Source organism: Actinosynnema sp. NPDC091369 (assembly GCF_044757065.1).
GTDB lineage: Bacteria > Actinomycetota > Actinomycetes > Mycobacteriales > Pseudonocardiaceae > Actinosynnema.
In genome coordinates this window covers 77,613-96,824 of sequence record NZ_JBIVUG010000007.1, presented here as the reverse complement: position 1 = coordinate 96,824, position 19,212 = coordinate 77,613, and the positions used below count along the sequence as shown (strand labels likewise).

The window sequence follows — 19,212 nt, the reverse complement described above, 5'->3', positions numbered from 1 at the left end:
GGCGTTCGGCGTGCGTACCGTCGCGTCATGTCGATCTCAGTCGAAAGCGCCGTCGAGGGCACCGAGGGACCGCTGGCGGAGTACTCCGCGCTCCGCGATGAGATACAGGACAGGGTGAAGGCACAGCAGCACCTGCTGACCTTGCAGTTGACGTTCACCAGCGCGATCTTCGGGTTCGCCATCACGCGTCCCGGCATGACAGCACTGCTGTTGATCGTTCCGTTCGGGTCGTACCTCCTGTGCGGTCGCCTGGTGGCGCAGCACTTCGGGACGCTCAGGGTCGCGACGTACATCAAGGAGGAGCTGAGCGGTCGGGTGCCCGGAGGGCTGCTCTGGGAGCGGTGGTTGGAGGACCGCCAGGGCCGCCGTCCCCACTTCCTGGGCTCCACCCTGCCGTTGTTGTTCACGTTCGCCGGTGCGAGCGTCCTGGCCTTGGGCTGGGCGGCCGGGTACGTGTTCGGCCGGCACGGCGTCGAGGTGCCCGCACGCCTGGGGCTCGGCGCGTTCTGGCTCGTCGGTCTCGCCGCGGCGGTCGCCTGCGTGGTGCTGGTGTTGCAGATGACCAACCGGATGCCGGTTCGCAGCTGGGCGCAGACCGGTTTGTCCTGACTCGCGCAACGATGTCCGCGCCCCGCTGCGGCAGGCGTTGGTGGACAGGCGTTGGTGGACAGGCGTTCGCGCAGTCCGTGGGCGAGTCGGCCGGAACCCACCGGGCAGCAGCGGTCACGGGTGGCGATCGGGTGCTCCGAGCGGCACCCCGCCGGGGAGGCGTCCGGACCTGGTGGCGGCATCGCGGTGCTGCGCCGGTCTCGCTGCCGACCGCGTTCAACGGCGGCGGTGAACCACCCCGGGTGAACGATCGGCCCGATCGACTCAAGGCCGTTGCGCCCGTGGGTCGGCGAAACGATGCTCGGACCACGGTCCCCGGTCACTCATCCGTCGACGGAAGTGGGTTCGCCGTGCTGAGAGTCCTGCTCCACCTCCGTCTGGCCGAGGGCGCCGAGCAGCGGTCACCGCCCGCCGCCTGGAAACCGGTCCGTTCGAGCACATGGACAACCGCTGGCCGTACCGCCGCACACCGGAGGGCGTGTGCATGCGCTGGGTGCAGGACTCCGCCATGAAACCCGGCGCGCCGGTGGACGACGAAGAGGTGACCCGGCGCATCAACGACAGCGCGAGCCGCGCGACGTGTGCCGCCCGCCCGACCGGCAGGCGGTCCCGGTGGGCGCGGCGGAGGTCGCGGGCTGGTCCTGACCGCAGGGCTCGTCGCCGCCACCGGTCCACCCGCGGGCCACGGGGCCGACCGCCGCATCGACGTCCACCACCACTGCACGCCGCCGGACGCCGGAGTGGTCGGCGCGCACGCGTTCGCACACGACCAACGGGGCGCCGACGTCGGCGAACCCGCCCTCGACCCGCTTCTCGCCGAACTGGACGCCCAGCGCACCGTGCTCGTGCTGCACCTCACCGTCCCCGGCGTGCCCAACTTCCTGTGCGACTACGCCCTGGACACCGCACGCGCCGCCCGTCCGACCGGGCGACCGACTCCGCATCCCGTGCACCCACGACGCGACCCTGCGCAAGCAGACGCCCCAACTGCGCGAGTCACCTCGCTACGTGGTGTGGGGCAACGGAACCCACGACGAGATGTGTTCGGGCCGGCTCTCCTTCGCGCCGAGGACCTGACCCGGGTCCCGGGCGCGTCGTCCGCCGGCGGGTACCGCGAGGCGGTTGCGACATCCGGGAGAACCGCGCGGTCGGGCGTTCACGGGACGGCGGTGGCCGAGTAGCGTCGAGGCCATGGCCGAGGAGCGGTCGCCCGGTCCGGGCATCGGGCAGCGCGTGGGTGGTGTGGTCATGATGGCGGTCGGCGTCGGCCTGCTGGTCTACGCAGCCTTCACCGCGGCGGGCGAGATCCGCATCGAGAACGGCGCGGGTGAGCCCGTGCAGCACATCCTGTGGATCCGGCTCCTGTGCGCCCTCCTCGCCCTCGGCTTCGCCGGCACCGCTGTGGCCGCCGGCGTCGAGATCTTCACCGGCCGCTCGGAATCGTCCGGGGGTGGGGGCACCTCTTCGCGGCAGTCCGGCGTGTGGATCGACCCCGGCGACTGAGCGGTCCGGGCCTCCCGAGGGCCTGCGCTCGGCTCGCCGTCGCGGGTGGTCGAACGGTCGCCGAACCTTCGGCCGGCGTGCGGCGGTGGGACTGGCGCTCGAACCGCGCGGGCGGACGGAGCACCGCGGCCCCCGTCGAACGCGCGTCGCCGCTTGTCCAGGAGCGAGGTGCGGGCACCCGGCAAGCGGCGACGAGCGGTGCGGTCACAGGCAGACGCTGCCCCGACTGCTCATGGTCAGCACGTTGCAGGCCATGAGCTCGTCCTCCTGCGCCACCTCAGCTTGCAAGAACAGGGCTTCCTCCATGTTCGGCACTCCTTTCGCCCGGTGGTGGTGCATCGGTGTCCCCCCGACGTGCCGCCGGGGGAGTCTGGACGGCGTCGAGCAGGATGCGCAGGGCGACCAGGACACCGGCTCCGCCCGACCAGAGGTCGGTGGAGATCCGCTGACCCGGCTCGCCCAGCCAGCCCGCTCCGCCCTCGTGCGGCACCGCGTACCGGAACAGGCCGCGGGCGTTGGTCAGCGCGGCGTCCACGAGGTCGGGCCGGTCGAGCCGCTTGCCCGCGTCGGCCAGCGTCGCCACGAGACCGGCCAGGCCCGGGAACAGGCCGGGGAACACGGTGAAGCGGGCCGTGCACGCGTCCAGGCACCGCGACAGCACCTCGGTGGCGGTGAGGTCGACGTCGACGGGCACGCCGAACTCCGCGTCCGGTCGGCGCGCGAGGAAGCGGGAGAGGACCCAGGCGTAACCGGCGCTGCCCGCGAACAGGTAGGGGTAGACGCGCCGGTCGTTGCGGGCGACGCGGAAGCCCACGCCGCCGCCCGGCAGGGGAACGGCGTAGGCGAGCTCCTCGCCCAACAGCCGCATGCCGCGTGCGAAGAGCCGATCGTCCCCGGTGGCGCGGTGCAGGTGGTGCAGCGCGAGCGCCACACCGGCCCGTCCGCTGACCAGCCCGGAGCGGGTGGACGCGCCCAGCCGGGTGGTGAGCTCGTCACCGTCCGGCACGCGCTCCAGCAGCCCCGAGGCGAGGTCCAGCCAGCGCTGCTCACCTGTGTGCCGGTGGTGGGCCAGCAAGCCCAGAGCAGTGCCCGCCGCGCCGCCGCCCACGGTGCTGGAGGTGTGGTTGAGGCTGTGCGCGGCTGCCTCCGCGAGCAGCTTCCCGGCCGCGTCCTCCTCACCGAGTTCGGCCAGCACGCCCGCGATGCCCGCGCTGCCGTGGAGCAGGCCGGGCGCGGTGGTCTCGGCCGCCGCCAACGACTCGTCGCGCAGCCTCCGGACGACCGCCGGGTCAGCCGCGCGACCCGCGCGGTGCAGCGCGTGCAGCACGCCCGCGGTGCCCGCGGCCAACGCCCGGGTGTTCGTCTGGTGCCCCAGCGGGATGGTCGGGTAGACCCGAGCCGGGTGGTCCGGCTGCGCCATCGCCTCGATGGCGTCGGCGGTGCGCTCGGACAGGTCGTGCAACGCGGCGATCGGGTCCGCCCGAACGGCGACCGGGGTGGCCAGGTGGGCGTCTTCGGCCCGCTCGTGGGCGCGCGTGGCCCGTCGCCACAACCGCGGCTCGACGGGAGCGGTGTCGACCAGGTCCGCGTGCAGGTGGTCGAGCGCGGCCGGGTGGCGTTCGGCCACCTCGTGCAGCGGGAACACCAGCAGCAGCGCCAGCGCGGACAGCCCGTACCGGTCCAGTTCCCTCGGGTCGTGCGCGACCGCGGCCCGCGGGTCGGGGTGCAGGTACCCCGGCGTGCCCATGTACCGCCGCACGCGGTCGATGGGCTGCACCGCCTCGAAGTCGACCAGCCGGACGCGGTCTTCGTCGTCGACGAGGACGTTGGTGGGGCTGAGGTCGACGAACACGAAACCCAGGTCGTGCAGCGCGCGCAGGTGCGCGTCGAGCTGGTCGAGGAGTGCCAGGCAGCGCTCGTGGTACCCGGCGTACGCCGCCGCGTCCGCGTGGTCGAGCACCGCGGGGTTGTTCGTCACCATCCACCGGTACAGCGACACGCCGGGGATGAACTCGGAGACGAGGTAGCTGTGCTCCCAGTGGTGGAACAGCTCCACCGGCCGCGGGCACACGCCGGGCGCGCGGGCGTGGACCTCCCGCAGCACCAGGTACTCCTCGGCCAAGCGGGTCTTCGCGTCAACGCCGTCCGCGGTGTAACCGTTGTGCGCTCTCGCTTCCTTGACGAACACGGTGACGCCGTCGCCGGTGCGGAACCGGTAGGCGCCACCGGCGTTGCTGTGCCGCAGCACGGAATCGAACGCGTAGCCGTTCATGGTGACCGGTCCGGCGGCACGCGCGGGGGTGGTCTCGCGAAACGGGTCGGAGATGCCCGGCGGCAGGTGGAAGGCGGGCCCGCGCTCGTCGTCCATGACCTGCCCGTCCGGCCGGGTCATGGTCGGCACGTGGTTGCCGTCCGCGTCGACCCTGCTGCGGCCGCGGAACGCACCGTACCGGTACGACACGCACGTGCTGTCGCCGAACCGCCGATCGGTCAGCACGAACGGCCCGTCGATCCCGGCCAGATCCGCCGACAGGCGTTCCATCAGCACTCGCGCGCGCTCTTCGGTGGGCGGGTAGAGGGTGCAGAACTTGCCGCTCTGCGGCCGGGCGGCGTGCTTGTCGTGCGCGATGAGGAAGGTGCGCTCGCCCGCCAGGTGCTTGAACGGCACCCCGAGCTCGGCGCACACCGCGGAAACGATCGCCAGCACCGACCGCGCGTTGCGCAGCGAGCTGGACACGTGCACCTTCCAACCCTGGTCCGGGAGGACCAGGCCGGGCGGTCCCCAGTGGGTCCACGCGCCGTCGTGCCGCCGCTCCCACCCGTCCGGCAGCGGCACGGGTGCGTAGCGCTCCCCGGGATCAATGGTGTCCCACTGCTCGTAATAATGGGAATCCGCGATCAGGAAGGACATGTCCACGGCCATTCAATGCCCCTGTCTGCGGACGATAGGACACCTGTGCGCGAATCAAGCATCGCAACCGGTCGAGACAACGTCAAGGAACAGTTCCGGCGGAATTAAAAACCGTTCCAACCGGTCGAACACGGTGGTATCAACGGTGCAACGCGGTACCGGCGTCGGGTGCAACCGCACCTGACCGACCGCGCGCACCGTCGTCGAACCGCTGGGACACCAGGTAGCAGCGCCTCTTCTGCTCGGTCGAGCGCGGAATTCACTCCATGTCGGCTGCCGGGATTTCCGCTCCGGCTACGGGCGACCCGGCCGGGTTTCTCGCCAGGGGCCTTTCGCTGCAATTGTCGGACGCCGGCCGCGGTTCGCTCGAAAGGCCGCGGCTACTCCGCGCCGGAGCCTGCTCCGACCCCGGTCGCCGCCTTCCGCCGGTCCCGTCGCGAGCAGGACGACCACGGGCGAGCCGACCAGCGCCGCCGCGGACGCGGGAGCACCCCGACCCGGAACGCACCCCTTCCGGAGCGGCCTCGGCGCTGCGCTGCGGGGTCGCCGGATCGGCATTAGGGTCGGGACAACCCTGTCGATCAGTCCCTGCCCGGCGATTGTCAGAGGAGCCCGCCCCGTGAGCACGGAAGCCGACCCCCGCTCCCGCACCGCGGGCCTCGACAGCGGGCTGACCGACGCCCTCGTGCGGACCCGCCGGTTCTTCACCAGGGCCGACGTGTCCGACGACCTGCGGACGTTGCACCAGATCGGCGGTCGGCAAGCGGACGAGTTCTACCGCGACCGGTGGAGCCACGACAAGGTGGTGCGCTCCACCCACGGGGTGAACTGCACCGGGTCGTGCTCGTGGAAGGTCTACGTCAAGGACGGGATCATCACCTGGGAGGCCCAGCAGACCGACTACCCGTCGGTCGGGCCGGACCGCCCGGAGTACGAGCCGCGCGGCTGCCCGCGCGGCGCCGCGTTCTCCTGGTACACCTACTCGCCGACCCGCGTGCGGTACCCGTACGTGCGGGGCGTGCTGCTCGAGATGTACCGGGAGGCCAGGGCGCGCACCGGTGACCCGGTCCTGGCCTGGGCCGACGTGGTCGACGACCCCGAGCGGGCGAGGCGGTACAAGGCGGCGCGCGGCAAGGGCGGCCTCGTGCGCGCGTCGTGGGACGAGGCGACCGAGATGGTCGCCGCCGCGCACGTGCACACGATCAAGACCTACGGACCGGACCGGGTCGCCGGGTTCTCGCCGATCCCCGCCATGTCGATGGTGTCGCACGCCTCGGGCGCGCGGTTCGTCTCGCTGCTCGGCGGCTGCATGCTGAGCTTCTACGACTGGTACGCCGACCTGCCGGTGGCGAGCCCCCAGGTGTTCGGCGACCAGACCGACGTCCCCGAATCGGGTGACTGGTGGGACGCGGGTTACCTGATCATGTGGGGCTCCAACCTGCCGGTGACCCGCACCCCCGACGCGCACTGGATGGCGGAGGCGCGCTACCGGGGGCAGAAGGTCGTCGCCGTGGCCCCGGACTACGCCGACAACGTCAAGTTCGCCGACGAGTGGCTGGCCGCCCGACCCGGCACGGACGGCGCGCTGGCCATGGCGATGGGCCACGTGATCCTGCGGGAGTTCTTCGTCGACCGAGCGACGCCGTACTTCACCGATTACGTCAAGCGCTACACCGACCTGCCGTTCCTGGTCCGCCTCGACGACCACGGCGACGTGCACCGGCCCGGGAAGTTCCTGACCGCCGCCGACCTCGTCGACCGCGCCGACCAGGAGCACGCGGCCTTCAAGACCGTGCTGCTCGACTCGGCGACGGGCGAACCGGTGATCCCCGGCGGCTCCCTGGGCCACCGCTACGGCGAGCAGGGCGCGGGCCGGTGGAACCTCGACCTCGGCGACGTCGACCCGCTGCTGTCGGCGCACGGCGGCGAGTCGGTGGTGGTGGAGCTGCCGCGCTTCGACACCCCGGGCGGCACGGCCGGGACCGTGCGCCGGGGCGTGCCGGTGCGGCGGGTGGACGGGCACCTGGTCACGACGGTGTTCGACCTGCTGCTGGCGCAGTACGGCGTGCGCCGCGACGGCCTCCCCGGCGTCTGGCCCAGCGGTTACGACGACGCCGGGCAACCCTGCACGCCGGCCTGGCAGGAGGCTTTCACGGGGGTGCCCGCGCAGGCGGCGGCCCGGATCGCGCGGGAGTTCGCGGCCAACGCGGAGGAGTCCCGCGGTCGGTCGATGATCATCATGGGTGCGGGCGCCAACCACTGGTTCCACTCCGACACGATCTACCGGGCGTTCCTCGCGCTGACCACGCTCACCGGCTGCCAGGGCGTCAACGGCGGCGGCTGGGCGCACTACGTGGGGCAGGAGAAGTGCCGGCCGATCACCGGCTGGTCCCAGCTCGCGTTCGGCCTGGACTGGGCGCGCCCGCCGCGCCAGATGATCCAGACCGCGTACTGGTACCTGCACACCGACCAGTTCCGCTACGACCGCTTCGGCGCCGACACGCTCGCCTCCGCCACCGCGGGCGGGCAGCTCGCGGGCAAGACCACCGCGGACGTGATCGCGCAGTCCGCGCGGATGGGGTGGATGCCGTCCTACCCGACGTTCGACCGGAACCCGCTCGACCTGGCCGACGAGGCGGAGCGGGCCGGCGTGCCCGCCGCCGAGCACGTGGTGTCGGAGCTGACGGCCGGCCGGCTGCGGTTCGCCTGCGAGGACCCGGACTCACCGCGGAACTTCCCGCGCGTGCTCAGCGTCTGGCGGGCCAACCTTCTCGGGTCGTCCGGCAAGGGCAACGAGTACTTCCTCAAGCACCTGCTCGGCACCGACAACTCCCTGCGCGCCGAGGAGACGCCCCCGGGCGCACGGCCGAAGGACGTGGTCTGGCACGAGGAGGCGCCGGTCGGCAAGCTCGACCTGCTGCTCTCGCTGGACTTCCGCATGACCAGCACCACGATCTTCTCCGACGTCGTGCTGCCCGCCGCCACCTGGTACGAGAAGCACGACCTCAACACCACCGACATGCACCCGTTCGTGCACTCGTTCAACCCCGCGATCGCGCCACCGTGGCAGACCCGCACCGACTGGGCGGCCTTCCAGGCCATCGCCGAGACCTTCAGCGCGCTCGCCGCCGACCACCTCGGCACGCGCGAGGACGTCGTGGCCACACCGCTGCTGCACGACACCCCCGACGAACTGGCCACCCCCCACGGCGTGGTGCGGGACTGGAAGGCCGGCGAGTGCGAGCCGGTTCCCGGGGTCACCATGCCCAGGATCACGGTGGTGGAACGCGACTACACCGCGATCGCCGCGAAGATGGGAGCGCTGGGACCGCTGGTCGACTCGCTCGGCGCGACCACCAAGGGCGTCACCTTCGGGGTCGGGCGGGAGGTGGAGTACCTGCGGCACAAGAACGGCGCCATCCGCGGCGGCCCCGCAGACGGCCGACCGTCGCTGATGCGCGACGTGCACGCCTGCGAAGCGATCCTCGCGCTGTCCGGCACCACCAACGGCCACCTGGCCACCCAGGGCTTCCGCACCGTCGAGCAGAGGACCGGGACGCGGCTGGCCGACCTGGCCGCCGAGCACGAGGGCAAGCGGATCACCTTCGCCGACACCCAGTCCGCGCCGGTACCCGTGATCACCTCGCCGGAGTGGTCCGGCTCGGAGACCGGTGGACGGCGCTACTCGCCGTTCACGATCAACGTCGAGCGGCTCAAGCCCTGGCACACGCTCACCGGTCGCCAGCACTTCTTCCTCGACCACGACTGGATGGCCGAGCTGGGTGAGCAGCTGCCGGTGTTCCGGCCGCCGCTGGACATGCACGCGCTGTTCGACGAACCCCGCGTGGGCGAGCGGGGTGAGCTGGGCATCACCGTCCGGTACCTCACCCCGCACTCGAAGTGGTCCATCCACTCCGAGTACCAGGACAACCTGTTCATGCTCAGCCTGTCGCGAGGCGGGCAGACGATCTGGATGTCCAAGGAGGACGCGGCCAAGGTCGGGGTGTCCGACAACGACTGGATCGAGGCGGTCAACCGCAACGGCGTCGTCGTCGCCCGCGCCATCGTCTCCCACCGGATGCCCGAGGGCACCGTCTACATGCACCACGCGCAGGACCGGTTGATCGACGTGCCGCGCAGCGAGACGTCCGGCAAGCGCGGCGGCATCCACAACTCGCTGACCAGGCTGCTGGTGAAGCCGTCGCACCTGATCGGCGGCTACGCCCAGCTCTCGTTCGCGTTCAACTACCTCGGCCCGACCGGCAACCAGCGCGACGAGGTGACCGTGATCCGCCGCCGCGCCCAGGAGGTGGACTACTGATGCGCGTCATGGCCCAGATGGCGATGGTGATGAACCTGGACAAGTGCATCGGCTGCCACACCTGCTCGGTCACCTGCAAGCAGGCTTGGACCAACCGCACCGGTGTGGAGTACGTGTGGTTCAACAACGTCGAGACCCGCCCCGGCCAGGGCTACCCGCGCACGTACGAGGACCAGGAGCGCTGGCGCGGCGGCTGGGCGCTGAACAAGCGCGGCAGGCTCAAGCTCAAGGGCGGTGGCCGCCTGCGCAAGCTGCTGACCATCTTCAGCAACCCCAAGCTGCCGGGCATCGACGACTACTACGAGCCCTGGACCTACGACTACGACAACCTCACCAACGCGCCCGCGCAGGAGCACACCCCCGTCGCCCGCCCCCGGTCGCTGATCAGCGGTGAACCCACGAAGGTCACCTGGTCGGCGAACTGGGACGACAACCTCGGCGGCGCACCCGACCACGGCGACAAGGACCCGCTGCTCAAGGGCATCGCCGACAAGGTGAAGTTCGAGTTCGAGCAGACGTTCATGTTCTACCTGCCCCGGATCTGCGAGCACTGCCTGAACCCGTCGTGCGCCGCCTCCTGCCCGTCCGGGGCGATCTACAAGCGGTCCGAGGACGGCATCGTGCTGGTCGACCAGGACCGGTGCCGGGGCTGGCGGATGTGCGTGTCGGGCTGCCCGTACAAGAAGGTCTACTTCAACCACCGCACCGGCAAGGCCGAGAAGTGCACCTTCTGCTTCCCCCGCATCGAGGTGGGCATCCCCACCGTGTGCGCCGAGACGTGCGTGGGTCGGCTGCGCTACATCGGGCTGGTCCTCTACGACGCCGACAAGGTCCTGGAAGCGGCGTCCGTCCCGGACGACGAGGACCTCTACGAAGCGCAGCGCCAGGTCTTCCTCGACCCCCACGACCCGGAGGTGGTCCGGGAGGCCGAACGCGCGGGCATCCAGCGGGACTGGGTCGAGGCCGCCCAGCGCTCGCCGATCCACTCGCTGATCAACGAGTTCAAGGTGGCCCTGCCGCTGCACCCGGAGTACCGCACCATGCCGATGGTCTGGTACATCCCGCCGCTGTCCCCGGTCGTGGACGTGGTGCGCGACACCGGCCACGACGCCGAGGACCACGGCAACCTGTTCGCCGCCATCGAGGCACTGCGCATCCCGGTCGAGTACCTGGCGCGGCTGTTCACCGCCGGCGACGTGGGACCGGTGAACGTCGTGCTGCGCCGCCTGGCCGCGATGCGCAGCTACATGCGTGACATCAACCTCGGCCGCGAACCCCGCGAAGCCGTGGCGGCCGAGGTCGGCATGACCGGCGAGCAGGTCTACGACATGTACCGGCTGCTCGCGCTGGCGAAGTACGACGAGCGCTACGTCATCCCGCCCGCCCACGCCGAACAGGCGCACGGGCTGGAGGAGCTGGCCACGGAGTGCAGCCTGGACTATGAGGGCGGCCCCGGCATGGGCGGCTCCGGACCGTTCGGCGAGAACTCCGGCGGCACCTCACCGATCGCGGTCGAGAACTTCCGGATGTTGCGCGACCGGCAGACCACCGACACCATCGCCGCACCCGTGGACAAGGGAAACCGGGTCAACCTGCTGAACTGGGACGGCAAGGGCCGCCCGGCGGGTCTGTTCCCGCCGGGACGGCGTGCCGACGAGGGCGGCGACCCCGCCGGTGAGGTGGATCCGAAGCCATGACGGTCGCCGAGGCGCACCGGGCGACCGCCTGGCAGGTCCAGTCGCTGCTGATGAGCTACCCCGACGAGCAGCTGGTGGCGCGGCTGCCACTCCTGCGGGCGGCGACCCGGACGTTGCCCCGGGCGCTCGCCGCACCGCTGGAGGCGTTCCTGGACCACGTCGTGGCCACGCCGCTGATCGACCTGGCCGCGGACTACGTGGCGACGTTCGACCACCGCAAGCGGTTCAGCCCCTACCTCACCTACTTCGCCTACGGCGACACCCGCAAGCGCGGCATGGCCCTGCTGCGGTTCAAGCACGCCTACCGCGCCGCCGGGCTGGAGCTCGGCGACGGCGAGCTGCCCGACCACCTCGCCGTGGTGCTGGAGTTCGCCGCCACCGGCGACGCGGCGGTCGCGCTCCGGCTGATGACCGAGCACCGGGCCGGGTTGGAACTGATCCGCCTGGGTCTGCGCGAGTCCGGCTCGCCGTGGGCGCACGTCCTGGAGTCGGTCTCGCAGACCCTGCCCCCGCTGGGCAGGCGGGAGCACGAGGCGGTTGCCCGACTGGCCGCCGAGGGGCCACCGGAGGAGGAAGTCGGCCTCGCGCCCTTCGCCCCTCCCGAGTACATGCCGCAAGGAGGCCCTCGATGACCACTTCGCTCGTCGCCCAGGCCGCGACGTCGTCACCGGGCACGCTGGACGTCATGCTGTGGGTGGTGGTGCCCTACGTGTCGATCGCGGTGTTCGTCGTCGGCCACGTCTGGCGCTACCGCTACGACAAGTTCGGCTGGACGACCCGGTCCTCCCAGCTCTACGAGAACCGGCTGCTGCGGCTGGGCAGCCCGCTGTTCCACTTCGGCATCCTGGTGGTCGTGATCGGCCACGTCGGCGGCCTGCTCGTGCTCAAGTCGTGGACCGAGGCCGTCGGGATCAGCGATGCCGCCTACCACGCGGTCGCGGTGGTGCTCGGTGTGCTGGCCGGGGTCTGCACGCTGGCCGGCGCGGCCATCCTCGTCTACCGGCGACGCACCGTCGGCCCGGTGTTCTCCGCCACCACCCGCAACGACAAGGTGATGTACGTGCTGCTGGTGGGCACGATCGTGCTCGGCCTGGGCACGACCGTCCTGGGCAACCTCACCGAGCACCCCCACGACTACCGCGAGACGGTGTCCCCGTGGTTCCGCTCCATCTTCTCCTTCCAGCCCGAGCCCGAGCTGATGGCCGCGGCGCCGATCGGGTTCCGGCTCCACGCCCTGTCCGCGTGGGCGCTGTTCGCGTTCTGGCCCTTCAGCCGGCTGGTGCACGTGTTCTCCATGCCGCTGGGCTACCTCACCCGGCCCTACATCGTCTACCGCAGCCGGGACGCGCGACTGGGCAACCGCGCGCCGCGGCGCGGGTGGGAGCGCGCGCAGTGACCGGACACCCCGACGTCACCCGGGTCTACGTGACGGCCGCCGACCTGCTCGACCAGGCTCGCGGGCACCACTCCCGCCGGGCCGCGAGGACCCTGGTCACCGGCACCTCGCTGCGCGTCACGCTCATCGCACTGGCCGACGGCGCCGCGCTTGCCGAGCACGACGCGCCACCTGCCGCCACGCTGCACGTCCTGACCGGACGGGTGCGCCTGCACACGCACGACGACGAGCGCGTCCTGGAGGAGGGCGACTTCGGTCCCGTCCCGCGGAGCCGGCACGGGCTGACGGCCCTCGCCGACAGCGCCGTGCTGCTCACCGTCGCCCTCCGCTGACGCGCTCCGGGATCCGGTGCGGCACCCAAGCCTCCCGCTCCACGCCCGGTCGTTGCGCGCTCCGCCCGCAGACGCACCGGTCGGCGGGACGCACCCAGAGATGAACGTCCGTGGGTTGTGCGCCACAACCGCGTGGCGGACACGTGGACCGCTGGTCAGCAGGCCGGGCGCATGGCCGCCGGTTCTTCGTCCACTTCCGCGGCAGGGGAGTGCCCGGCGTCGGTCGACTCGGTCCCGCGCCCATCGCCCGCGTGGCCGCGAGGCAGGTCGAAGCGGGCGGCCAACTCGTCGTAGATCGGGGTCGCGACCGCCTGGGCGGAGGGGACGGTGCTCACCTGGCCGGTGATCGCACCGCCGTCACGACTGCCACCGGAGGTGCTGCCGGTGTGCTCGGTGGAACTCCCGACGGGGCGGGCGTCGCTGCTCATGGCTGTGGTCCTCTGCGTGCTCGACGGGACAACGCTGCCGAACTCCCACCGGGGCGCGGGCGCGCCCCGGCATCCGCTGTTACCCCATCCGGGTGGCCCTCAACCCTCTCTCCGTGAAGGGTTCGCCGTCCGGGCCGGCGACCTGCGGGGCGCGTCCGCCGGTCAGAGGGAGAGGAAGAGCTTCTCCAGTCGGGCGGGGTCGAGGACGTCGCCGTTCTCCCGGCGGTGATGCACTGCTCCAAGCCGGTGGCGATGATGGCGAAGCCCGCCTTGTCCAGGGCTCGTGAGACGGCCGCCAGCCGGGTGACGACGTCCTCGCAGAGGGCGAGCTCGTCGTCCTCGACGTCCACCGCCACGGTGAAACCGCCGGCGATGCGCGCGTCCTGCACGCCAGGTGGCCGAGCCCGCCGATGCCGAACACCGCGACCCGCTCGGCCGAGCGCACCCCGGCGACCCTGACCGCCTTGCACGTGGTCACGCCGGTGCAGGTCAGCGGTGCGGCGTCCACGGAGGACACGGTGTCGGGCACGGGCACGACGAGCCACGGGATCGTCACCCGTGTGCCCACCAGCGCACCGTCCACCCCGTCGCCGACGGCCCCGCCGACGCCGACGCCCTCGTGGCCGGGCACGAACGGCGGGGTCGGCTTGACCGGCCACTCACCGTTGGCGGCGTGGATGTCGGGTGTGGCGGATGCCGGACGCCTCCAGCCGCACCACGACCTGGCCGGCGGCGGGCTCCGGCACCGGCGCCTCGCGGACCTCCAGCAGCGCACCCGGCTCGGTGGCAACTGCGACCTTCACCGCGAACTCCTCATCCTCGTTGCTCTCCGACCGGTCTTCTCGGGCCGTCGTGCCCCGGGCGCGGCCCGAGGTCACGTCCGAGCAGGGTCTTCCGCCCTCGCACGGGCGGCCGGGCACGTCGATCTCGCTACTGGCCCGGCGGGTCTCCAGGATGCGCTGCGCGGAACGCGGGTCGTCGTTCGGCCGCCGCAGCGCCAGCGCGACCAGTGCGACCACACCGCCGATCACGACGATCCCGATCAGGAACACCAACGCCATGCCGCCGTAGCCGTAGTACCAGTGCATGGCCACTCCTTTCCTCGGCATTCAGTAGCTCATCCGGCACCCCTCGGGGATGCGGTCGAAAGCCCTTGACGCACCGGGCACTACGTCCGCCGCAGAGGCACAATGACCCTGTGACCGCCCGCGCCGCCGGAGGAGGTTGGCTGGTGTGAAGAGGCACAAGACCCGGCTGGAGATGACCCCTGCGCAGCGGCGGGGGATCTTGGCGATGACCGTGGTGATCGCGGTGAACTTCGTCGGACCGCTGGCCTACTTCCGGTGGGGCCGCAAGGGTTCGTCGCACCGACCGCACCGGGACAGGGCGCGGTGCAGCCGCCGCGAGCGCGAGGCGAACAGCACGACCGCGTAACCGGTCAGCACACCGCTCCCGGGCAGCTGTCGTGGTCGCGCGTTCCCGGTCGGAGGGGAAGTGCAGGAGCGCACGCGGTGTGACTGCAAGGTAATCGCAAGGCGGCGGGCGCGGTTTCGGCCTGGTCGCGGGGGGAACGTGCGAGACGATGGGAGCGCCCGAGGCGGCGTCTGCCGAATGCGGTTGACGTCCGCCGCGCCGCTCCCCAGCCAGAAAGTTGACCACCGGTATCGTGACCGCCATTCGTGTCGAGCACGGCACCACCCTGCTGATCTGCGACGACTGCGGTCGCGGCTTCAACGGCGACGTGGGCGAGGAATGGGTGCTGCTGTGGCACCGGGCGCTGGTGAAGGGCTGGGCCGGTCGGGATCGGGCGATCGGCCCGCACCGCTGCGACGACTGCACGGCGTGACGCGACCATCACGAGAACGAGGGTCGATCGACCCGCGGGTTGGTGAAGCGCGCTCGACGGGTACCTGAAGGTGCCCTCAGTGCAACCGGTGCGGTCGGGAGACCGGGCCGCACCACACTCGCGGAAGGTGCAGCGGTGAACGAGGAAACGCTCCGCGCGGTGATCGACCTGGTGGTCCGGGTGGTGGAGGTGGCCGGTGCCGGGATCATCGTGGCCGGGGCGCTGTGGGCGGTGGTCCGCTTCGTCGTGGAGGGTCTGCGGTACCGCGACACCTCGGTGTTCACCTCGATCCGGCTCATGCTGGGCCGCTTCCTCGTCCTCGGGCTGGAGTTCCAGCTGGCCGGGGACATCCTGCGGACGGCGATCGCACCGAGCTTCCAGGAAATCGGTCAACTCGCCGCGATCGCCGCGATCCGCACGGCCTTGAACTACTTCCTCGGCCGGGAGATCGCCGAGGAGCAGCGGCAGGTCCCCTCGCGGAGCGGTCGTGGCGGCGAGGACGCGCGGCAGGGCGATTGAGCCCGCGTCGGTCCAGGCGCTCGCCGCGGCACGGCCACGCGACCGTCACTCGGGGCGCGTGGTCGGCGGCGTCCGTTCCGCGGTCGACGGGGCCGAGGTGGGGCTCGCGGAGTCGGGTCGCTGGGTCACCGTCGGGGTGGGGGCCGGGGTCACCGTCGGGGTCGTCAACGGTTGCGGCTCTTCCTGCGTGGTGACACCGCAGGCCGTGAGCAGCAGGCAGGGGAGCAGCAGGCAGGGGAGCAGCAGGCAGGCGAGCAGGAGCGCGGGCGTCTTCACTGACGTGCCTCCGGTATCTCCACGACGAAGCGGGCGCCGCCGCCGGGCCGTTCCTCGACCCACACCGAGCCGCCGTGGCGCTGGACGTGCTGGGCGACCAGGGCCAGGCCGAGGCCGCTGCCGGTGTCGGTGCCGCGACTGCCGGCGCGGGTGCCGCGGTCGAAGCGGTGGAAGATGCGGTCGCGCAGCTCGGGCGGCACGCCGGGGCCCGCGTCGTCGACCTCCAGCCGGGCGCGGCCGTCGCGGGTGCGGACGGCGACGCGCACCGCGCCGCCGGCGTGGCGCTCGGCGTTGTCGAGCAGGTTGTCCACCACGCGGTCCAGGCGGCGGAGGTCGCCCAGGACGTGGGGACCGGGTGGTCCGGTGTGGACCGGGACTTCGGTGCCGGGGCGGGAGCCGAGGACGTTGTCGACCAGGGAGGCGAGGTCGATGACCTCCAGGTCGGTGCTGTCGGCCTGCTGGTCGGCGCGGGAGATCTCCAGCAGGTCGACCACCATGTCGGCGAACCGGTCGACCTCGGAGGTGAGCAGGTCCAGCGCGCGGCCGGCGGTGCCGGGGACCTCGGCGCGCCGGCGGCGCAGCACGGCGGCGGCGTTGACCATGGTGGTCAGGGGTGAGCGCAGCTCGTGGCTGACGTCGCCCGCGAACCGGGCGTCGCGCAGCACCCGCTGCTCCAAGGCGTCGGCGGTCGCGTTGAACGTGGTCGCCAAGTGGGTGAGGTCGGGGTCGGTCTGGGTGGGCAGGCGGGCCTTGAGGTCGCCGCCCGCGATGCGCGAGGCGGCGGCCGTCAGCGTCGTCAGCGGGCGCAGGGCTCGCCTGCTCGCCCACGAGCCCAGCGCGACGCTGAGCAGGCCGTTGACCACGGTGCCGGTGATCAGCAGGATGCTGAGGAAGTGGAACGTCTGGTCGAGCTGCACCAGTGGCGCGAGCTCGACGTAGGCGCCGTCGGTGGAGTCGATGGGCAGGCTGACCGCCAGCACGGGGATGCCGTCGACGACCAGTCGCTGACCGGCCGGCGTGCCGCGGCGGCCGAGGTCCACCAGCTCGTCGGGCAGCGCGCGGGGGTCGACCTGCCTGCCGCTGGTCAGCACCTGGCCGGTCCGGTAGAGCAGGACGGTGGAGTCCGGCCCGGTGGTCAGGCCGGTGAGCAGGTCCTCCAGCCCGTCGGAGCCGGTGCGCAGCGCCTCGTCGACCAGGCGGACGTTCACCTGCGCCTGCCGGATCGCGCTCTGCTCCCGCTGCCTGAGCATGTACCCCGAGGTCAGGTTCCACACCAGCGCGGCCAGCGCGCTGGTGAGCAGCAGCGAGCCGATGCCGAGCACCACCGCGACGCGCCAGCGCAGGGACAGCCGGGGCATCAGGCTGCCACCCGGTGGTCGACCCCGCGCACGCCGGCCATCAGCGGTTCGGTGACGTCGTGCCCGACCGGCGGCACGGGTCGAGCGGCGGCCGGACCGTCGATGACCGCGTGGGTGGTGGCCGGCACGGGCACTCCTCAAGCCTGGGGGTAGACGCCGAAGTGGAACCGCCCGGCGTGGCGCTTGCGCACGTCGAGCACCTTGTCCGCCAACGCCCGCGCGGCACGGGGGTCGAGGAACACGCGGGCGTCGCCGTGCGCGACGACCACGTCGTCGACCTCCGGGTGCGGCTCGATCGACAGGTCGAAGTCCCGGTCGCGGGTCCGGCTCGCCGCCGCGATCCGCAGGCCGCCCTGACGCCCCACGCCGGTGGCGGTGGTCAGCTCGTCGATGGCCTGGACGGCCGTGGTGTCGAGGTCGAGCACCGTTCTGTCCCCTTCCGTCGCCCGGGTGCGGTCAGTGCCGAGACTAGGTCGGGATTCCCGTGGCCGGGAGGAATCCCGTTGCACCGCAAGGAGAACGTCAGGGACGGGTTCGCGGGTGCCGGGGATCGCGAGGTGCTCGTCCGTTGTGGCAGTGGCGACCACGCGCCCGGTCGACCCCGTGATCCCGCCGGAGACGCCGACGCGTGCTCGATCGGGCGGGGGATGAGTGGTCGACTCGCGGCGGTTACCGCCCTCCGCGAGTCGCCCCACCATCATGCCGCGGATCTCGTCACGCGCACCTGACGAATGCCTGACGTTCGCGTCGGGCCCGGGTCTGGTCGCCCGCGGACCGACCCCGATCGCAAGTTCCTCGTCAGGTGTCGGCGGTGGGGGAGTGGGAGGATCGTCGGATGGAGGTCGGTGACGACGCGGTCGTCCTGGTGGTCCGGGACGGTGACCCGATTCCGCCGGTGGAGGACGTCGTGCTCAAGGGCGTCGTCGCGGGTGAGCTGTTCGACAACGGAGTGAACCGCACCCCCGGGCGAATCGGTGTATGCAGTGGACTGTCGTAAAGGACAATGACCGTCAACCGGAAGCGTCCCCTTGGCGGCGGTGATGCCGACCGCCTTCGCCGGGCACGAATACCTCGGGCGGCCCGGTCGCAGCCCTCACCGTGACCAGGTCCAGCCGGGTCGTCACACCCCGTGGAACCCGCCGGTGCTGAACCCCCCTGAGCCCGACGTCCCGGTGCCGCCGGTCGCGCGGGCGGATGTGGACGGCTTCGAGGTGGCCCGTGGGCGTGGTCGAGGGGGGATCGGGCGGGTGTGCCCGGTGCGGTCGGCGACCTGGTCGAGCCGGTTCCAGTCGACGTCCGAGTAGCCGTGGCAGTGCTCGCGGAGCTCACGGCCGCCCGGATCGAGCCGGTCGTATCGGTCCCACTGCTCGGTGCAGAACAGGAAGAGCGGAACGCGCGTGGGCTCGCCGGGCAGGTACTCGGCGTCGACCGCGGCGGCACGGGCTTCGGCGTTGCCGGCGATGGCCTGCTCGCAGACGAGGTCCCGGCCGGCCCCGGTGGGCAGTACGCGCAGGACGCGGCGGCACGCGGCCACGACGTAGAGCGGTTCCGAGCCGGCCAGGGTGCCCAGCAGCTTGCGGGTCAGCTCCCGCTGGTCGTAGTGGTCCACGAGGTCGGGCCGGACGTCGAGCGTCGCGAGGACGGCGACCCACGGCAGGTCGGGACCGTGGCGGCGATTCCTCTCCGCCTCGGCCCGCGCGACGGTCCGGATGCCGTTCCAGATGTGCTCCCGTGACAGCGGTTGGTCGTGCCACGCCCGCTCCAGAGCCGACCGCGCCCGACCCGCCACCCGGTCGTCCGGAGCCTGGCACATCACCCGCACGAGCGACTCCGCGTAGGGGGACACCCGGGAGCGCGAACGTCGGCACAGGTAGCCCGCGGCGAGACCGGCCGACCGTCCCGAGCCGTGCAACGCGCGCTGTTCCACCCAGGCGACGAGTCCACCGGCCATCTTCCCAGTATCCACGATCCACCGGCCCGGGTCGGTCGACGATCGAGTCGTCGAGCGTGCCGTCC

Annotated in this window: 21 protein-coding genes and 1 pseudogene; 11 read left to right on the top strand and 11 right to left on the bottom strand. The window is 72.0% G+C overall.

Annotated features, from left to right (window positions below; genetic code table 11):
* The first annotated feature begins 27 nt into the window (after positions 1 to 27).
* A complete protein-coding gene (locus ACIQMJ_RS26530) occupies positions 28 to 609 on the top strand; it encodes a hypothetical protein (RefSeq protein WP_499763695.1) in 582 nt (193 codons plus the stop codon).
* 554 nt (positions 610 to 1,163) lie between these two features.
* Here the strand turns inward: ACIQMJ_RS26530 and ACIQMJ_RS26525 are convergent.
* Positions 1,164 to 1,463 carry a hypothetical protein gene (locus tag ACIQMJ_RS26525; RefSeq protein ID WP_499763694.1) on the bottom strand — a complete coding sequence of 100 codons (300 nt, stop codon included), beginning with the start codon at positions 1,461 to 1,463 and terminating at the stop codon, positions 1,164 to 1,166.
* 337 nt (positions 1,464 to 1,800) lie between these two features.
* Between ACIQMJ_RS26525 and ACIQMJ_RS26520 the strand changes: the two genes are divergently transcribed.
* On the top strand, positions 1,801 to 2,112 hold the full coding sequence (locus tag ACIQMJ_RS26520) for a hypothetical protein (protein WP_499763693.1): 312 nt from the start codon (positions 1,801 to 1,803) through the stop codon (positions 2,110 to 2,112).
* Between the two features lie 277 nt (positions 2,113 to 2,389).
* Here ACIQMJ_RS26520 and lanKC read toward each other — a convergent pair whose 3' ends face one another.
* Positions 2,390 to 5,035 (bottom strand): class III lanthionine synthetase LanKC, encoded by a 2,646-nt coding sequence (gene lanKC / locus ACIQMJ_RS26515; protein ID WP_499763692.1) that lies wholly within the window; start codon positions 5,033 to 5,035, stop codon positions 2,390 to 2,392.
* Between the two features lie 607 nt (positions 5,036 to 5,642).
* Here lanKC and ACIQMJ_RS26510 point away from each other — a divergent pair.
* Genes ACIQMJ_RS26510 through ACIQMJ_RS26490 form a run of 5 tightly spaced genes read left to right on the top strand, consistent with a single transcriptional unit; the run spans position 5,643 to position 12,769 of the window.
* Positions 5,643 to 9,344, top strand: coding sequence for a nitrate reductase subunit alpha (locus ACIQMJ_RS26510; protein ID WP_499763691.1), 3,702 nt, complete (start codon positions 5,643 to 5,645; stop codon positions 9,342 to 9,344).
* Positions 9,344 to 11,041: a nitrate reductase subunit beta gene (gene narH, locus ACIQMJ_RS26505; protein ID WP_499763690.1), complete on the top strand. Its 1,698-nt coding sequence runs from the start codon at positions 9,344 to 9,346 to the stop codon at positions 11,039 to 11,041. The genes ACIQMJ_RS26510 and narH overlap by 1 nt, the downstream gene beginning before the upstream one ends.
* Positions 11,038 to 11,673: a nitrate reductase molybdenum cofactor assembly chaperone gene (narJ, locus tag ACIQMJ_RS26500; protein ID WP_499763689.1), complete on the top strand. Its 636-nt coding sequence runs from the start codon at positions 11,038 to 11,040 to the stop codon at positions 11,671 to 11,673. Before narH ends, narJ begins: the two co-directional genes overlap by 4 nt.
* Entirely contained in the window at positions 11,670 to 12,437 is a 768-nt protein-coding gene (narI, locus tag ACIQMJ_RS26495) for a respiratory nitrate reductase subunit gamma (RefSeq protein WP_499763688.1), read from the top strand. The genes narJ and narI overlap by 4 nt, the downstream gene beginning before the upstream one ends.
* Positions 12,434 to 12,769 carry a cupin domain-containing protein gene (locus ACIQMJ_RS26490; RefSeq protein ID WP_499763687.1) on the top strand — a complete coding sequence of 112 codons (336 nt, stop codon included), beginning with the start codon at positions 12,434 to 12,436 and terminating at the stop codon, positions 12,767 to 12,769. Before narI ends, ACIQMJ_RS26490 begins: the two co-directional genes overlap by 4 nt.
* 155 nt (positions 12,770 to 12,924) lie before the next feature.
* Here ACIQMJ_RS26490 and ACIQMJ_RS26485 read toward each other — a convergent pair whose 3' ends face one another.
* From ACIQMJ_RS26485 to ACIQMJ_RS26470, 4 genes and pseudogenes are all read right to left on the bottom strand, one after another.
* Positions 12,925 to 13,197, bottom strand: coding sequence for a hypothetical protein (locus tag ACIQMJ_RS26485; protein WP_499763686.1), 273 nt, complete (start codon positions 13,195 to 13,197; stop codon positions 12,925 to 12,927).
* On the bottom strand, positions 13,194 to 13,547 hold the full coding sequence (locus tag ACIQMJ_RS26480) for a metal-sensing transcriptional repressor (RefSeq protein ID WP_499763917.1): 354 nt from the start codon (positions 13,545 to 13,547) through the stop codon (positions 13,194 to 13,196). Before ACIQMJ_RS26480 ends, ACIQMJ_RS26485 begins: the two co-directional genes overlap by 4 nt.
* Positions 13,548 to 13,777: 230 nt before the next feature.
* Positions 13,778 to 13,828, bottom strand: a pseudogene (locus ACIQMJ_RS26475) (hypothetical protein); the annotation flags it as partial.
* Between the two features lie 28 nt (positions 13,829 to 13,856).
* Entirely contained in the window at positions 13,857 to 14,285 is a 429-nt protein-coding gene (locus tag ACIQMJ_RS26470; RefSeq protein WP_499763685.1) for a hypothetical protein, read from the bottom strand.
* A gap of 145 nt (positions 14,286 to 14,430) precedes the next feature.
* Between ACIQMJ_RS26470 and ACIQMJ_RS26465 the strand changes: the two genes are divergently transcribed.
* The 3 genes from ACIQMJ_RS26465 (at position 14,431) to ACIQMJ_RS26455 (ending at position 15,562) form a co-directional block, all read left to right on the top strand.
* Positions 14,431 to 14,631: a PLD nuclease N-terminal domain-containing protein gene (locus ACIQMJ_RS26465; protein WP_499763684.1), complete on the top strand. Its 201-nt coding sequence runs from the start codon at positions 14,431 to 14,433 to the stop codon at positions 14,629 to 14,631.
* Positions 14,632 to 14,863: 232 nt separating this feature from the next.
* Positions 14,864 to 15,043 carry a hypothetical protein gene (locus ACIQMJ_RS26460; RefSeq protein ID WP_499763683.1) on the top strand — a complete coding sequence of 60 codons (180 nt, stop codon included), beginning with the start codon at positions 14,864 to 14,866 and terminating at the stop codon, positions 15,041 to 15,043.
* 135 nt (positions 15,044 to 15,178) lie between these two features.
* Complete coding sequence (locus ACIQMJ_RS26455) at positions 15,179 to 15,562, top strand: DUF1622 domain-containing protein (protein WP_499763682.1); 384 nt, start codon at positions 15,179 to 15,181, stop codon at positions 15,560 to 15,562.
* A gap of 45 nt (positions 15,563 to 15,607) precedes the next feature.
* Here the strand turns inward: ACIQMJ_RS26455 and ACIQMJ_RS26450 are convergent, their stop codons facing one another.
* The 4 genes from ACIQMJ_RS26450 to ACIQMJ_RS26435 are packed head-to-tail and all read right to left on the bottom strand — an operon-like array spanning position 15,608 to position 17,621.
* Positions 15,608 to 15,838, bottom strand: a complete 231-nt coding sequence (locus tag ACIQMJ_RS26450) for a hypothetical protein (protein ID WP_499763681.1) — start codon at positions 15,836 to 15,838, stop codon at positions 15,608 to 15,610.
* Positions 15,835 to 17,196 (bottom strand): HAMP domain-containing sensor histidine kinase, encoded by a 1,362-nt coding sequence (locus ACIQMJ_RS26445; protein ID WP_499763680.1) that lies wholly within the window; start codon positions 17,194 to 17,196, stop codon positions 15,835 to 15,837. Before ACIQMJ_RS26445 ends, ACIQMJ_RS26450 begins: the two co-directional genes overlap by 4 nt.
* On the bottom strand, positions 17,196 to 17,324 hold the full coding sequence (locus tag ACIQMJ_RS26440; RefSeq protein ID WP_499763679.1) for a hypothetical protein: 129 nt from the start codon (positions 17,322 to 17,324) through the stop codon (positions 17,196 to 17,198). Before ACIQMJ_RS26440 ends, ACIQMJ_RS26445 begins: the two co-directional genes overlap by 1 nt.
* Positions 17,325 to 17,333: 9 nt before the next feature.
* The gene (locus ACIQMJ_RS26435) at positions 17,334 to 17,621 is read right to left on the bottom strand and encodes an iron-sulfur cluster biosynthesis protein (protein ID WP_499763678.1); all 288 of its coding nucleotides are present in this window, start codon (positions 17,619 to 17,621) and stop codon (positions 17,334 to 17,336) included.
* A 410-nt stretch (positions 17,622 to 18,031) separates the two neighbouring features.
* Between ACIQMJ_RS26435 and ACIQMJ_RS26430 the strand changes: the two genes are divergently transcribed.
* Positions 18,032 to 18,193, top strand: a complete 162-nt coding sequence (locus tag ACIQMJ_RS26430) for a hypothetical protein (protein WP_499763677.1) — start codon at positions 18,032 to 18,034, stop codon at positions 18,191 to 18,193.
* 123 nt (positions 18,194 to 18,316) lie between these two features.
* Here the strand turns inward: ACIQMJ_RS26430 and ACIQMJ_RS26425 are convergent, their stop codons facing one another.
* Positions 18,317 to 19,147, bottom strand: coding sequence for a hypothetical protein (locus ACIQMJ_RS26425; RefSeq protein ID WP_499763676.1), 831 nt, complete (start codon positions 19,145 to 19,147; stop codon positions 18,317 to 18,319).
* Positions 19,148 to 19,212 lie beyond the last annotated feature (65 nt).

What these genes read in the sequence shown, in the direction of transcription:
- narJ (WP_499763689.1), top strand. Translation starts at nt 11,038, where the DNA reads ATGACGGTCGCCGAGGCGCACCGGGCGACCGCCTGGCAGGTCCAGTCG.
- narH (WP_499763690.1), top strand. Translation starts at nt 9,344, where the DNA reads ATGCGCGTCATGGCCCAGATGGCGATGGTGATGAACCTGGACAAGTGC.
- ACIQMJ_RS26485 (WP_499763686.1), bottom strand. Translation starts at nt 13,197, where the DNA reads ATGAGCAGCGACGCCCGCCCCGTCGGGAGTTCCACCGAGCACACCGGC.
- ACIQMJ_RS26470 (WP_499763685.1), bottom strand. Translation starts at nt 14,285, where the DNA reads ATGCACTGGTACTACGGCTACGGCGGCATGGCGTTGGTGTTCCTGATC.
- ACIQMJ_RS26430 (WP_499763677.1), top strand. Translation starts at nt 18,032, where the DNA reads ATGGAGGTCGGTGACGACGCGGTCGTCCTGGTGGTCCGGGACGGTGAC.
- ACIQMJ_RS26520 (WP_499763693.1), top strand. Translation starts at nt 1,801, where the DNA reads ATGGCCGAGGAGCGGTCGCCCGGTCCGGGCATCGGGCAGCGCGTGGGT.
- ACIQMJ_RS26425 (WP_499763676.1), bottom strand. Translation starts at nt 19,147, where the DNA reads ATGGCCGGTGGACTCGTCGCCTGGGTGGAACAGCGCGCGTTGCACGGC.
- narI (WP_499763688.1), top strand. Translation starts at nt 11,670, where the DNA reads ATGACCACTTCGCTCGTCGCCCAGGCCGCGACGTCGTCACCGGGCACG.
- lanKC (WP_499763692.1), bottom strand. Translation starts at nt 5,035, where the DNA reads ATGGCCGTGGACATGTCCTTCCTGATCGCGGATTCCCATTATTACGAG.
- ACIQMJ_RS26530 (WP_499763695.1), top strand. Translation starts at nt 28, where the DNA reads ATGTCGATCTCAGTCGAAAGCGCCGTCGAGGGCACCGAGGGACCGCTG.
- ACIQMJ_RS26445 (WP_499763680.1), bottom strand. Translation starts at nt 17,196, where the DNA reads ATGCCCCGGCTGTCCCTGCGCTGGCGCGTCGCGGTGGTGCTCGGCATC.